The following is a 14,411-nucleotide window of genomic DNA, read 5'->3' as shown; positions in this document are numbered from 1 at the left end:
ACTTCTAAGTCGTATGCAGCGAGGCTCATTTCACACTTCTCACATCCAATTTAGGGAGGCGAGTGGTGTGCACGATTACATCAAAGAGAGAACTATCAAGATTGGTAAGTATATCGTGGAGACAAGAAAGACAGTGCGTGTCATTGCAAAGGAATTTGGGGTATCAAAGAGTACAGTCCATAAAGATTTAACGGAACGTCTACCAGAAATTAATCCAGAGCTCGCAAATGAAGTGAAAGAAATTCTTGATTATCATAAGTCTATTCGTCATTTAAGAGGCGGAGAAGCAACAAAACAAAAGTATAGAAAAGAAGATGTAGAAAAGCCGGTACGTCAATAAATATACGATCGCAAACATTCCGTTTCAATTCGGTAATATTTTTCAGAAAAATTCTTTTTGCGAATATTACGTTTCTGTTAAATTTATGATAAAATCAGAAATTAGGTGTAAAAGAATTCGGGTGTAACCTGATTTTGAATATCGAGGAGGAAAAAACGGGAATGTTTGCGCGAGATATCGGAATTGACCTAGGTACGGCTAACGTATTAATCCATGTTAAAGGTAAGGGTATTGTATTAAATGAGCCATCTGTTGTTGCTATTGATCGTAACACAGGTAAAGTATTAGCAGTAGGTGAAGAAGCAAGAAGTATGGTGGGACGTACGCCTGGTAATATTGTAGCCATTCGTCCACTAAAAGATGGTGTAATCGCAGATTTCGAAATTACAGAAGCGATGTTAAAGTATTTCATTAACAAATTGGACGTAAAGAGCTTCTTTTCAAAACCTCGCATTTTAATTTGTTGTCCAACAAATATCACATCAGTAGAACAAAAAGCAATTCGTGAGGCTGCTGAACGTTCAGGTGGTAAAACGGTATTTTTAGAAGAAGAACCAAAAGTAGCCGCAGTTGGTGCTGGTATGGAAATCTTCCAACCAAGCGGTAACATGGTTGTTGATATTGGTGGAGGTACAACAGATATCGCTGTACTATCTATGGGTGATATTGTTACCTCTTCCTCTATCAAAATGGCTGGCGATAAGTTTGATATGGAGATTTTAAACTACATTAAACGTAAGTATAAGCTATTAATTGGAGAACGTACTTCAGAAGATATTAAAATTAAAGTTGGTACAGTATTCCCAGGTGCACGTAGCGAAGAACTTGAAATTCGCGGACGCGACATGGTAACAGGTTTACCACGCACAATTACAGTATGCTCTGAAGAAATTACAGAAGCATTAAAAGAAAATGCAGCTGTTATTGTACAAGCTGCAAAAGGCGTACTAGAGCGCACACCACCAGAATTATCAGCGGACATCATCGACCGCGGTGTTATTCTAACAGGCGGTGGAGCTTTACTACACGGTATTGATATGCTTCTAGCAGAAGAGCTAAAAGTACCAGTATTAATTGCTGAAAACCCAATGCACTGCGTTGCGGTTGGTACAGGTATTATGTTAGAGAATATCGATAGATTACCAAAGCGTGCTTTACGATAAAGTGAAAGGAACTAAGGTGTAAGCCTTAGTTCTTTTTTTGTATTTTTATTTTTGTATTTCGATTTATTGAGAAAATAGAAGAAAAATAAAGAAAAACGAAGAATATAGGTAAAATATTCATATATATGGTTAAATTTAATATTTCCGTATTTGAAAACGTTTATAATATAATGAGTCGAATACGACATTAAGGCAAATCATGTTCAAATACATATTGCCTTTCCCTAATCTGGGCATACACTCTTTTCTACCTCCGTGTCAGTTGCAAGGATATGCAACTATTTTAAGAGAATAGAGTGTATGCATTTTTTTTATAAATAGGAAGTAAAGTTTCACTTTATAATGACAAACAATAAACAAAATGGGATAATAGACAATATGTCCAAGTGGTAAGACCAATATTACAAAAGGGGCGATTGTTATATGCTAAATATAGAACAAATTAAAGAAATCATTCCTCACCGCTATCCATTTTTACTTGTTGATAAAATATTAGAAGTAGATGAAGGAAAAAGAGCGGTTGGAATTAAAAATGTATCCGCAAACGAAGAATTCTTTAACGGGCACTTTCCTGACTACTCAGTTATGCCCGGTGTACTTATTGTAGAAGCATTAGCACAAGTTGGAGCAGTTGCTGTATTAAAGAAAGAAGAAAACCGCGGAAGACTTGCTTTCTTCGCAGGTATCGACAATTGTCGTTTCAAAAAACAAGTACGTCCAGGTGATCAACTTCGTCTAGAAGTAGAAATGACGCGTGTACGTGGTCCAATCGGAAAAGGAAAAGCAATCGCAACAGTAGATGGTGAAATTGCTTGTGAAGCTGAAATTACATTTGCGATTGGTGATAAAAAAGAATAGATGTGAATTAAAAAAATTCTTCTGCAACATGCAGGAGAATTTTTTTAATTCATATATTTTTTGTCCGAAATATTAAAATACAGATTAATCAGAATTCTTGTTGTAAATGAATGGAAGTTCGTATATAATGACGCTATAAATATCTTGAAATTAAGATAAATGATAGCGCGATAAAAATAGAGACGCGGTTGTCACATTATAAAGGGTATGAGATAGGACAAAACTTATTATGATTGGTTATGATGAAGTGTAGAGGAAAGTGATGGGGAAAATTAACAGTATAAACAAATGAAAAATGAGCGTAGCATATCGAACATAGAGAGATAAAGGGGAAAGTGTCGCATTTTGAAAAGAGGAGATCATACCATGTTCGGGAGAAAAAAAAGAAAACCATTACGACAATTAATTACACATAAAGAGCCTAAGTCACGCATTACGGAACAGTACCGTAACATCCGTACAAATATTGAATTTACATCTGTAGATAATCATGTTCGTTCTATTATTGTTACTTCGGCAGATCCAGGCGAGGGGAAAACAACGACAATTGCGAACTTAGCAGTTGTTTTCGGACAACAAGGAAAGAAAGTATTGTTAATTGGAGCAGACTTACGTAAGCCAACAATTCAAAACTTATTTGCTGTTCATAGCCCTAATGGCTTAACGAACCTATTATCAGGACAAGCGAAATTCATGCAATGCATTCAAAAAACAGATATAGAGAACGTATACTTAATGGCTTCAGGACCAATCCCGCCAAACCCGGCTGAACTATTAGGTAGCCGGGCAATGGACGAGCTATTACTAGAAGCATATAACATGTTTGATATTATTTTAATCGACACACCACCAGTCCTTGCGATTACCGATGCACAAATACTTGCAAATAAATGTGATGGAATTGTACTGGTCGTACGTAGTGAAAAAACAGAAAAAGATAAAATCGTAAAGGCGAAGCAAATATTAGACAAGGCATCTGGTAAACAACTTGGTGTCGTTTTAAACGATAAGAGAGAAGAAAAGGAACAATATGGATATTATTAGGAAATAATGTGTAGAATAGTAAATTCTGAGCTGATAAATAATTTTATCGGCTTTTTCGAATTTTTGTAAAGTATATAATTGCATTATATAAAAAACATGATATAATGGAAATTTTGGAAATTTGTTGGAATGTGTTGTCAGATTTAAGATTATTTTGTAAGATTATATGTGCTTGATGTGAATAAATGTCGAACGAAATCAATCAAAATAAAAAATGTAAGATTTATATGTTATAATTTTTCTTATGTGCAAATTTTAGAAAGTTGGAGGAACTTATGGAAGAAACAATTAGTTTGAAAGAGTTATTTCATATTTTAAAAAAACGTTTAGCAATGATCCTCGTAATCGCCTTTGGTGCAGCCATTGTAAGTGCTATCATTAGCTTCTTCTTTATGACACCAATCTATCAATCTTCGACGCAAATTCTTGTTAACCAGAAGAAACAAGAAGGTGCAATGATTCAAGCTGGTGAAGTTCAAACGAATATTCAATTAACGAATACATATAAGGTTATTATTAAAAGCCCAGTAATCTTAGATCAAGTAAATGAAAAATTAAAATTAAATATGACAGCGCAAGCGTTAACAGGAAAGATTAATGTTGCGAATGAAAAAGATTCACAGGTAATCTCTGTAACAGCTGAGGACAAAGATCCGAAATTAGCTCGTGATATTGCAAATGCTACTGCAGATGTATTTAAAGGTGAAGTTGCAAAAATTATGAACGTGGATAACGTAACAGTACTATCTAAAGCGGAAGTTGCAGAAAATCAATCTCCGATTAAACCACGTCCAATGTTAAATGTAGCAATTGCCTTCGTTGTTGGCTTAATGGCTGCAGTTGGTCTTGCATTCTTACTAGAATACTTAGATAACACAGTGAAAAAAGAAGAAGATGTAGAAAACTTACTTGGTTTACCAGTGTTAGGTATTGTAGCTCGCATGGATGAAGAAACACCAAGTGTGAAATCGCACGCTCCATCATCAAGAAAAGTGAGGGGACAAACAATTGGCTCTTAATTTATTTAAAAAGAAAAAGAATCATCGTCAACGTCGTCAATTAATTGCTCATCAACAACCGAAATCACCAATTTCCGAACAATATCGTAATATTCGAACGAATGTTGAGTTTGCGTCTGTTGATACAAATTTACATTCATTAATGGTAACGTCTGCGAACCCAAGTGAAGGGAAAACAACGACGACAGCGAATATGGCAGTTGTATTTGCTCAACAAGGTAAGAAAGTATTATTAATTGATGCAGATATGCGTAAACCGGCGATGCATCAAATGTTCCAAGTTGATAATATTTTCGGATTGACGAACGTATTAACACATAGTGAGCGTTTTGAGAAGTGTGTGCAAAAAACATCAGTTGATAATCTACACTTTTTAGCGTGTGGGCCAATCCCGCCAAATCCAGCGGAATTATTAGGTTCAAAATCGATGCAAGAACTTCTTGCACAAGCATATAGTATGTACGACTTAGTTATCTTTGACTTACCACCAATTTTAGCTGTAACGGATGCGCAAATTATGGCAAATGTATGTGATGCATCTATTCTTGTCGTACGTAGTGAAGCGACAGAGAAAGAAACGGCTGTAAAAGCAAAAGGATTATTAGATTCGGCAAAAGGTAAATTGTTAGGCGTTGTTCTGAACGATCGTGAGCGAGAACATGGCTTATACTACTATTACGGTGCAAACTAACTTAAAAGTGAGATATGGCAAGAACATATCTCCTTTTTTCCCTTGAATATGAGATAAATCTCATATTCAAGGGAAAAAAGGATCTTTATACGAGAGGGAGGGTGAAAAAATGATTGATTTACATTGTCACATTTTGCCTGGTATCGATGACGGTGCACAAACAGTAACAGATAGTTTAGTGATGGCGCAAAAGGCAATAGAGGAAGGGATTCATACAATTGTCGCAACACCGCACCATCAAAATGGGAAATATATAAATGAACGTACCTCAATTATTCATCAAGTAAAACAACTAAATGATGAACTACAACAACATAATATTCCACTTAATATTTTACCTGGGCAAGAAGTCAGGTTATATGGCGATTTATTAGAAGACTATGAAGCTGGTAAAATTGTTACTTTAAATGAAACAAATAAATATATATTCATTGAATTTCCATCGAATCACGTACCTCGTTATGCAGAACAACTATTATATGAACTGCGTGTAGAAGGAATGATTCCAATTATCGTTCATCCAGAACGTAATGCCGAGTTAATCGAGCGGCCAGATAAGTTATATAACCTTGTAAATAAAGGTGCATTAACACAAGTGACAGCAGGTAGTTTACTTGGGAAATTTGGCAAGAAAATAAAAAAATTCTCACTACAGCTTGTAGAACATAATTTAACGCATATGGTCGCTTCAGATGCACATAACACAACATCAAGAGGATTTCATTTAGCGGAAAGTTACGAATTAATTGAAAAAGAATTCGGAATGAGTGTTATGAGTGATTTGAAAGAAAATCCGTATTTAATCATTAGTGGCAAAGCAATTTATAAGGAAGATCCAGAACAAATTCGTCGTAAAAAATTGTTCGGTATTTTTTAAATAAAGAACTGGTGATGTCTCCTAACCGTTATCAACGGAGGCACTCGGTCGTGCTGTGGGTAGAAATTTTTATTTCGAACCTACCTTAGACGCTTGTCGTCGGGAGTATGACGTGAGGATGGGTTAGATGCCCATAATTTATTTACGGTAGAAACTCTACCTATGGAGTTATAACTATGACTCCATAGATAGGGTTTTTGTTATTGTTACATATGGATATAATAATATATTTTGGGGGTACTAGATTTGAAAAAAGTAAGAAAAGCAATTATTCCAGCTGCGGGACTGGGGACAAGGTTTTTACCGGTAACAAAGGCAATGCCGAAAGAAATGTTACCAATCGTTGATAAACCAACAATTCAATACATAGTAGAAGAAGCGATAGAATCAGGAATTGAAGATATTATTATTGTTACTGGAAAAGGAAAGCGTGCGATTGAAGATCATTTTGATCATTCATTTGAATTAGAGCAAAACCTTTTAGAAAAAGGAAAGTATGAAATGCTTGAAAAAGTACAAGCTTCTTCAAGAATTAATATTCATTATATAAGACAAAAGGAACCAAAAGGACTTGGGCATGCAGTATGGTGCGCGCGTAAATTTATAGGAAATGAACCATTTGCGGTATTACTTGGTGATGATATTGTACAAGCTGAAACGCCATGTTTACGTCAATTAATGGATCAATATGAAGGTACACAGTCGTCAGTTATCGGTGTACAAACAGTACCTGAAAATGAAACACATCGTTATGGTATTATCGATCCAATTGAAAAAAATGAACGTCGTTATCAAGTGCGTCAATTTGTTGAAAAGCCAGCAGAAGGTACAGCACCATCTAATTTAGCGATTATGGGTCGTTACGTATTAACACCAGAAATCTTTATGTTCCTTGAGGATCAGCAAACAGGTGCTGGTGGAGAGATTCAATTAACAGATGCAATTCAACGTTTAAATGAAATTCAACGTGTATTTGCTTATGATTTTGAAGGTATTCGTTACGATGTTGGGGAGAAGTTTGGATTTATTAAGACGACAATTGAGATGGCACTACAAAATGAAGAATTAAATGTAGAGTTAATGAAGTATATGAAAGAACTTGTAAAAAAGGAAGAGGTACATTCATAAGGGAATGGCCTTTTTATTATCAATAAGATAGGAATTATATAAAGAAGGGAACATGTATATTGAGTTATCGAAAACGGCTCTCATTATTAATTTTATTAGATTCATTTATTGTATTAACTGCCGTGTATTTAAGTTATTGGTTCATACATCCCAATGTATTAAACAAAATTCCTACGACAGTAATTATTAGTTCTATTACATTATTGTGTAGTCATCATATTTTTGCAGCTATTTATAAGCTCTATAATAAGGCGTGGGAATATGCAAGTATTGGGGAGTTAAAACAAATATTTAAAGCAATTACGCTTTCTATTATTGTAACAGCAATTGTGCAACAAATTATAAATCATGATATTTATGTTCGAATTTTAGCCATTGCATGGATGCTACATTTATTATTAATCGGTGGTTCGCGTTTTGTATGGCGTATGTTCCGTGATACTTATATTACGAAAGCTACTGATAAAAAACGAACACTAATTATTGGTGCTGGTTCAGCGGGAACAATGGTAGTACGTCAATTACAACATAATAAAGAAGCAGATTTATATCCAATTGTGTTTGTTGATGATGATCGAAATAAACAAAAATTAGAAATTTATAATGTACCAGTTGTCGGTACAACAAATCATATTCAAGAAATTGTAGAAGATAATGATATAGAACATATTATTATCGCAATTCCTTCATTAAATAGAAATCAAATAAACGAGATTTTTGAGAAGTGTAGAAAAACGAAGGCGAAAACGCAAATTGTACCAATGCTTGAAGATCTTTTAGATGGAAAAGTTTCTGTTAATGAATTCCGAGATGTACAAGTGGAAGATTTATTAGGAAGAGAGCCAATCCAATTAGACGATGCAGGGATTGGAGAAAAAATTGCTGGTAAAACAATTTTAGTAACTGGTGCTGGTGGATCAATTGGATCAGAAATTTGCCGTCAAGTGATGAAGTATAAACCAGCAAAAATTGTACTTTTAGGACATGGGGAAAACAGCATTTATAATATCGAAATGGAAATGCGAGTTACCTATAAAGATACAGTTGAAATTACGACAGAAATTGCTGATATTCAAGATCGTCATAAAATCTTTGAAATCATGAAAAAACATCAGCCATATATCGTATATCATGCAGCGGCACATAAACACGTACCTTTAATGGAACGTAATCCTGAAGAGGCTGTAAAAAACAATATTTTTGGCACAAAAAATGTAGCAGAAGCTGCAGATACATTTAAAGTAAATACGTTTGTTATGGTTTCTACGGATAAAGCTGTAAATCCAACGAACGTAATGGGGGCTACGAAACGATTTGCTGAAATGCTTGTTCAACATATGGCGTCTGTAAGTACAAGTACGCGATTTGTAGCTGTTAGGTTTGGTAACGTCCTTGGAAGTAGGGGAAGTGTAATCCCGCTATTTAAGAAGCAAATTCAAAAAGGCGGACCTGTAACAGTTACTCATCCTGATATGATTCGTTACTTTATGACAATACCAGAAGCTTCTAGGTTGGTAATTCAAGCTGGTACATTAGCTAGAGGTGGAGAATTATTTGTTCTCGATATGGGAGACCCAGTAAAGATCGTGGATTTAGCTAAAAACTTAATTACCCTTTCGGGGTATTCTATTGAGGAAATTGGAATTGAATTTACTGGATTAAGACCAGGTGAAAAAATGTATGAAGAGTTATTAAATGAGGGTGAGATTCATCCAGAGCAAATATTCCCTAAAATTCATATAGGAAAAGCCGTTTTAATGGATCAAGATATTTTAATGAAGTTTATGAATGATTTCGAGGGGATGAATAAAGGAGAAATAAGAGAACGATTATTAGATATTGCGAACAATAAAAATCAGATGCTCATTTAAACGTGAGAGCAAATAAACACTTATGTTACCAATTTATTAGCCTAAGTGTTTATTTTATATTTAAAGATAAAATTAAATATAGGGAGGAAAAATTAAATGAATAATAGAGAAAAAAGAAATATACCATTCTCTCCACCAGATATTACAGAAGCGGAAATTGAAGAAGTTGTAAAAGCGATGAAATCTGGTTGGATCACAACTGGACCTAGAACGAAGGAATTAGAAAAAAGAATAGCTGAATACATTGGTGTAAATAAAGCTGTATGTTTAAATTCTGCTACAGCAGCTATGGAGCTAACACTACGCATTTTAGGAGTTGGACCAGGTGATGAAGTTATTACGTCGGCATATACGTATACAGCATCTGCTTCAATTATAGATCATGTGGGTGCAAAAATTGTATTAGTTGATACAGCACCAGATTCCTTTGAAATGGATTATGAAAAACTTGCTGAAGCGATTACAGAAAAGACAAAAGTAATTATTCCTGTTGATATCGCGGGGAAAATGTGTGATTACGATACTATATATAAAGTAGTAGAAAGTAAAAAAGACTTATTTAAACCTAACAATGAAATTCAAAAATTATTTAATCGAGTCGTTGTAATGACTGATGCTGCGCATGCCTTTGGAGCTGAAAGAAAAGGTATGAAGTGCGGACAAGTTGCAGATTTCACTTGCTATTCGTTTCATGCGGTGAAGAACTTGACAACGGCCGAGGGTGGCGGAGTTGTTTGGCGGAATGATTTAGGGTTAGATGACGAGTGGATTTATAAGCAATTTATGTTATATAGCCTTCATGGTCAATCTAAAGATGCTTTAGCTAAAACTCAAAAGGGTGCATGGGAGTATGATATTGTTTATCCAGCTTATAAGTGTAACATGACAGATATTATGGCTGCCATTGGACTAGTACAGTTAAATAGATATGAAACATTGATGAATAGACGACGAGAAATTATTGAGATGTATGATAATATCTTATTATCTTTGGGAATTAAAAGCTTAAAACATTTTGGAGAAAGCTTTAAATCTTCAGGTCATCTATATTTAGCTCGAATACCTGATATTGAGGAATTTGAAAGAAATGAAATAATTATTAAGATGGCTGAAATGGGTGTATCAAGTAATGTTCATTATAAACCTTTACCAATGTTAACAGCATATAAAAATTTGGGTTTTGATATTAAAGATTACCCTAATGCTTATAGCATGTATAAAAATGAAATTACATTACCTCTACACACTTTACTAAGTAATGAGGATGTAGAATATGTGTGCAATACGTTAAATAGGGTATTAAATTATAAATAAAAATATAATTCAGGAGGTACGAAATGATAGTATTAATAGGTGCTACAAGCTTTATTGGTGTATATACAGTTGAGGAATTATTAAAGCAAAAATGCGAGATTGTTGTAACTGGTAGAAATGATAAGTTTAAGGAGCATTATGAAAAGCTTGGTGTTAAGTATATAAACCTTGATTTAACTAATAAAGATGATTTTAGCAAATTACCTAAAGATGGAGTCGAAGGGGTGATTCTTTTAGGTGGATTATTACCTGCTAATGCTCCAGTTAACTTGGATGAGACTGAGAATGCAGCGGATTATTTTGCCGTAAATACTATTGGAACCATAAATGTACTAGAATACTGTAGAGTAAATAATATAAAACGTGTCATTTCAACCTGCTCGTATGCAGATGTATATAATTCTTGGAATGAAAATCGCCCGCTAACTGAGGATGAACCAAGAGGCTTTATGTATAAAGGCGATCATGCTGCATATGTAATGTCCAAAAATGCTGCGACAGATATTATGGAATATTATAATCAACAACATGGAATGTCAAACGCAGTGTTTAGATTACCACCGGTTTATGGCGTAGGTCCTCATGGATCTCTATATATAAATGGGAAATATGTGAAATCGGGTTTACAGGTGTTTATCGATCAAGCGGTCGCGGGAGAAGATATTACAATTTATGGTGATAAAAATTTGAGTAGAGATGTTGTATATGTTAAAGACGTAGCACATGCCTTTTATTTAGCAATGAAAAGTAGCAAGACATCGGGATTATATAATATGACATCAGGAAAATCTGTAACACTTCAGAGACAAGTTGAAGTAATTTCAAAGATCTTTGCTACTTCACTTGAGAGAGAATCAAAGATAAAGTATAAACCAGAAATTCAGAATAATACACCATCCTACATTTTTAGTATGGAAAAAGCGAAAAGAGATTTCGGATTTGTTCCAACTTATTCCGATTTTGAATTTATGATGACAGATTATAAAAAAGATTTGGATGAAAATAAATTTAAAAATCTATTTAAATACTAAGCGGGGGAACAAATATGTACAAAGTAATTAAAAGGATATTAGGTTTTATCTTCTCACTGATATTGATGCCATTTATTCTTTTACTCATTATAATTGTGGGTATTGCAATAAAGATTGAAGATAGAGGACCGATATTTTATTTCGCCGATCGAATCGGAAGGGATGGGAAAATATTTAAAATGTTTAAATTCCGATCGATGAAGGTAAATGCTCCAGACATACGTCTAGAGGATGGTTCTACTTATAACTCTGATAATGATGAAAGAGTTACAAAAGTAGGGAAATTTCTCAGAAAAACTAGCATTGATGAAATTCCTCAAGCTATAAATATTTTAAAAGGTGATATGGCTTTTGTCGGTCCTAGGCCAGACTCAGCAATGTGGTTAAACAATTATACAAAAGAAGAAAGAGCCATACTTAAAGTTAGACCAGGAATTACAGGCTATAATCAAGCAATTAATCGAAATTCTGTAGGTACTAAGGAAAAGATAAAAAATGATATTATTTATGTGCAGAATATATCATTTTTATTTGATATAAAGATTTTAATTCTGACTGTAAAAAGCGTACTTTTATCTAAAAATATTTATAGAGAAGGTAAAAGTGATATTGATACAAAAGAAATTAACGATGAAATGAAATGAAAAAATTATCATCTGAATAATTGGAGGTCTTAGTATTTAGATTTTATGTATTAGTAAACAGGAGGATCAGTATGAAAAAAATCATGATTCTTGGAGCAAGTGTTTTACAGCTTCCTGCTATATTGACGGCTAAAGAAATGGGTTTATATGTTATTGCAGTTGATATGGATAAAAATGCTATCGGATTTAAATATTCTGATGTGAGTGAGGTTATCAGCACAATAGATGTTTCAGGAGTGATAGAGGTAGCGAAGAAACATAATATTAACGGAGTAATGACTTTAGCTAGTGATATGCCAATGAAAACAGTTGCGGCCGTTGCAAAAGAATTAAAAATTGTTGGGGTAAGTACAGAAACTGCTCTAAAAGCAACAAATAAAGCCTTTATGAGAGAGTCATTAGCTGAGCATGATGTTCCTATACCTTTATTTTTTAGAGTTTCTTCAAAAAAGGATTATCTGAAAGCAATAAAAATGTTCAAAAATAGATGCATTGTAAAACCCGTTGATAATTCTGGTAGCAGAGGTGTATTTTTAATTGAGGATTTTAAAGATATAAACCTTATTGAAGATGCATTTGAATATAGTAAAGCATACTCAAGAAGTGGAGAAATTATTGTTGAAGAATACATGACTGGTGAAGAGATAAGTGTCGAGACACTTAGTATTGATAACGAGGTGCATGTTATTGCTATTACCGATAAAATAACTACGGGTGCTCCTTATTTTGTTGAAATGGGGCATTCTCAGCCAACCCACTATAATATTGAGATGAAAAAAAGAATTGTTGAAGTTGCTTGTATGGCGGTTAAAGCAATTGGAATAAAAAGCGGACCAGCGCATACTGAAATGAAAATCACAACCGATGGACCGAAAGTTATAGAAATTGGTGCAAGACTGGGTGGAGATAACATTACAACTCACTTGACACCTTTATCTACAGGGGTTGATATGGTCAAGTGTTCTATCCAGATTGCCTTGGGTGAAAAACCAAGCCTAGATGCTAAATATTGCAAAGGGTCTGCCATTAGATATTTTAAAACTGAAGTAGGTATATTGAAATCTATTAATGGAATAGAAAGTGCAAAAAGGATTGAAGGTGTAAAGGAGATTAACTTTGTAAAAGCAATTGATGATGAAATAGGGGAAATCAACAGTAGTGTAAGTAGAATAGGATTTATTATAACTCAAGGTGATACTGTGGAAGATGCTGCTAATATTTGTGATAAAGCGATGGAACTAATTGATATTGTAGTTGTTAAGGGAGAATAATTAGATGAATATTTTAATAACGGAATCCGGTACCAGGTTTGCGAAAGGTTATCGTTTTGAATTATACAAAAGAATTCGCGAAAAGGGACATACTGTATGTTTTTTAGATCAGAATATTAATGACATGTATATTGATAAAGATGGCGATAAACATATACCCTTAAAGGATTTTGCTTCAAGGGGTAATAAGAATCCTTTGAAGGAATTAAAGTTTATCAGAGCCCTTAAGAAAATATTTGAAAAGGAAGAAATTGATTGTCTTCTTGTGTATGGAATGAAAATTATTCCTGCTATGTCTATTGCGGCTAAGTTGGCAGGAGTGAAAAAACGTGTTTGTGTTATTAATGGAGTAGGTACGTTATTTATGAGTAACCACTTTAAGATTAAATTACTGCGTTTCATTGCATTCCCTATGTTAAGAATCGCATTCAGTAGTTCTGATAAGGTTCTTGTTCAAAATCAAGATGATTATGAGTTGTTAATTAAGTCAAGATTATTGCCTGAAAAGAAAGCTGGCAGAACCAATGGATCAGGGGTAAATGTGGAACAGTACCCAGTAGTACCTTTGCATCCAGAAAATGATTTTTTACTCATAACAAGAGTCACTGGTACTAAAGGGATACATGAATTCATTGATGCAGCAACTATAGTGAAAAAACAGTATCCATCTGCAAATTTTCATTTGGTGGGACCGAAGGACGATTGGGATAAAAGTATTGATTGGGTTAAGATGAATTCAGCTATTGCTAGAGGAATAATTACTTATCATGGACCAACAAAGGATGTATCTTCTTTTCTTAGAAAGAGTAGAGTTTTCATTTTTCCATCTTTTTATAGGGAAGGCGTACCAAGGGCTGTTTTAGAAGCAATGTCAATGGGAAGACCTATTATCACTACAGACTCCCCAGGATGTAGGGAAACTGTTAAAGACGGTATTAATGGATTTTTAGTAGAGCCAAGAAATCCTAGGGTATTGGCAGAAAAAATATGCTGGATGATTGAAAACCCCGATGCTGTGGTGAAAATGAGTAGTGAATCTAGGAAGATAGTTGAAGAGAAGTTTGATATTAATAAGGTGAATCAGATAATTATATCTACTATTTTTAATTAGTGCTGATTTGTAGTGATTCCCTTTTAATATAGATTGAGAGGGAATGATG

General features: G+C 34.1%; 14 protein-coding genes. All 14 read left to right on the top strand.

Going from position 1 to position 14,411, the window contains the following annotated elements; translation table 11 throughout:
- The first annotated feature begins 67 nt into the window (after positions 1 to 67).
- The 14 genes from spoIIID (at position 68) to PDK19_RS08665 (ending at position 14,362) form a co-directional block, all read left to right on the top strand.
- Positions 68 to 340 (top strand): sporulation transcriptional regulator SpoIIID, encoded by a 273-nt coding sequence (gene spoIIID, locus PDK19_RS08730; protein ID WP_000544012.1) that lies wholly within the window; start codon positions 68 to 70, stop codon positions 338 to 340.
- Positions 341 to 501: 161 nt separating this feature from the next.
- Positions 502 to 1,503, top strand: a complete 1,002-nt coding sequence (locus PDK19_RS08725; RefSeq protein ID WP_000457987.1) for a rod shape-determining protein — start codon at positions 502 to 504, stop codon at positions 1,501 to 1,503.
- A gap of 423 nt (positions 1,504 to 1,926) precedes the next feature.
- Positions 1,927 to 2,361 carry a 3-hydroxyacyl-ACP dehydratase FabZ gene (gene fabZ / locus PDK19_RS08720; protein WP_270706991.1) on the top strand — a complete coding sequence of 145 codons (435 nt, stop codon included), beginning with the start codon at positions 1,927 to 1,929 and terminating at the stop codon, positions 2,359 to 2,361.
- A 366-nt stretch (positions 2,362 to 2,727) separates the two neighbouring features.
- Entirely contained in the window at positions 2,728 to 3,405 is a 678-nt protein-coding gene (locus tag PDK19_RS08715; protein WP_270706989.1) for a CpsD/CapB family tyrosine-protein kinase, read from the top strand.
- A 275-nt stretch (positions 3,406 to 3,680) separates the two neighbouring features.
- Positions 3,681 to 4,424, top strand: coding sequence for a YveK family protein (locus tag PDK19_RS08710; RefSeq protein WP_000393144.1), 744 nt, complete (start codon positions 3,681 to 3,683; stop codon positions 4,422 to 4,424).
- Positions 4,414 to 5,115: a CpsD/CapB family tyrosine-protein kinase gene (locus tag PDK19_RS08705; protein WP_001207185.1), complete on the top strand. Its 702-nt coding sequence runs from the start codon at positions 4,414 to 4,416 to the stop codon at positions 5,113 to 5,115. Before PDK19_RS08710 ends, PDK19_RS08705 begins: the two co-directional genes overlap by 11 nt.
- Before the next feature lie 109 nt (positions 5,116 to 5,224).
- Positions 5,225 to 5,992 carry a tyrosine-protein phosphatase gene (locus tag PDK19_RS08700; RefSeq protein WP_270706988.1) on the top strand — a complete coding sequence of 256 codons (768 nt, stop codon included), beginning with the start codon at positions 5,225 to 5,227 and terminating at the stop codon, positions 5,990 to 5,992.
- A 246-nt stretch (positions 5,993 to 6,238) separates the two neighbouring features.
- A complete protein-coding gene (gene galU / locus PDK19_RS08695; RefSeq protein ID WP_270706986.1) occupies positions 6,239 to 7,120 on the top strand; it encodes a UTP--glucose-1-phosphate uridylyltransferase GalU in 882 nt (293 codons plus the stop codon).
- A 59-nt stretch (positions 7,121 to 7,179) separates the two neighbouring features.
- Positions 7,180 to 8,991, top strand: coding sequence for a polysaccharide biosynthesis protein (locus PDK19_RS08690; RefSeq protein WP_270706984.1), 1,812 nt, complete (start codon positions 7,180 to 7,182; stop codon positions 8,989 to 8,991).
- Between the two features lie 96 nt (positions 8,992 to 9,087).
- Positions 9,088 to 10,305, top strand: a complete 1,218-nt coding sequence (locus tag PDK19_RS08685; protein WP_270706982.1) for a DegT/DnrJ/EryC1/StrS family aminotransferase — start codon at positions 9,088 to 9,090, stop codon at positions 10,303 to 10,305.
- Positions 10,306 to 10,328: 23 nt separating this feature from the next.
- The gene (locus PDK19_RS08680) at positions 10,329 to 11,336 is read left to right on the top strand and encodes an NAD-dependent epimerase/dehydratase family protein (protein ID WP_270706980.1); all 1,008 of its coding nucleotides are present in this window, start codon (positions 10,329 to 10,331) and stop codon (positions 11,334 to 11,336) included.
- Positions 11,337 to 11,350: 14 nt separating this feature from the next.
- Complete coding sequence (locus tag PDK19_RS08675) at positions 11,351 to 11,980, top strand: sugar transferase (RefSeq protein ID WP_270706978.1); 630 nt, start codon at positions 11,351 to 11,353, stop codon at positions 11,978 to 11,980.
- A 71-nt stretch (positions 11,981 to 12,051) separates the two neighbouring features.
- A complete protein-coding gene (locus PDK19_RS08670; protein WP_270706977.1) occupies positions 12,052 to 13,251 on the top strand; it encodes an ATP-grasp domain-containing protein in 1,200 nt (399 codons plus the stop codon).
- Between the two features lie 4 nt (positions 13,252 to 13,255).
- Positions 13,256 to 14,362 carry a glycosyltransferase family 4 protein gene (locus tag PDK19_RS08665; protein ID WP_270706975.1) on the top strand — a complete coding sequence of 369 codons (1,107 nt, stop codon included), beginning with the start codon at positions 13,256 to 13,258 and terminating at the stop codon, positions 14,360 to 14,362.
- Positions 14,363 to 14,411 lie beyond the last annotated feature (49 nt).

Source organism: Bacillus cereus group sp. BcHK124, assembly GCF_027712065.1.
In the GTDB taxonomy this organism is placed as follows: Bacteria; Bacillota; Bacilli; order Bacillales; family Bacillaceae_G; genus Bacillus_A; species Bacillus_A pacificus.
Note: the sequence above shows the minus strand (reverse complement) of the source record. Positions and strands in the feature narration are given on the sequence as shown.

What these genes read in the sequence shown, in the direction of transcription:
- PDK19_RS08715 (WP_270706989.1), top strand. Translation starts at nt 2,728, where the DNA reads ATGTTCGGGAGAAAAAAAAGAAAACCATTACGACAATTAATTACACAT.
- fabZ (WP_270706991.1), top strand. Translation starts at nt 1,927, where the DNA reads ATGCTAAATATAGAACAAATTAAAGAAATCATTCCTCACCGCTATCCA.
- PDK19_RS08665 (WP_270706975.1), top strand. Translation starts at nt 13,256, where the DNA reads ATGAATATTTTAATAACGGAATCCGGTACCAGGTTTGCGAAAGGTTAT.
- PDK19_RS08700 (WP_270706988.1), top strand. Translation starts at nt 5,225, where the DNA reads ATGATTGATTTACATTGTCACATTTTGCCTGGTATCGATGACGGTGCA.
- PDK19_RS08670 (WP_270706977.1), top strand. Translation starts at nt 12,052, where the DNA reads ATGAAAAAAATCATGATTCTTGGAGCAAGTGTTTTACAGCTTCCTGCT.
- PDK19_RS08680 (WP_270706980.1), top strand. Translation starts at nt 10,329, where the DNA reads ATGATAGTATTAATAGGTGCTACAAGCTTTATTGGTGTATATACAGTT.
- PDK19_RS08725 (WP_000457987.1), top strand. Translation starts at nt 502, where the DNA reads ATGTTTGCGCGAGATATCGGAATTGACCTAGGTACGGCTAACGTATTA.
- PDK19_RS08710 (WP_000393144.1), top strand. Translation starts at nt 3,681, where the DNA reads ATGGAAGAAACAATTAGTTTGAAAGAGTTATTTCATATTTTAAAAAAA.
- PDK19_RS08675 (WP_270706978.1), top strand. Translation starts at nt 11,351, where the DNA reads ATGTACAAAGTAATTAAAAGGATATTAGGTTTTATCTTCTCACTGATA.
- PDK19_RS08685 (WP_270706982.1), top strand. Translation starts at nt 9,088, where the DNA reads ATGAATAATAGAGAAAAAAGAAATATACCATTCTCTCCACCAGATATT.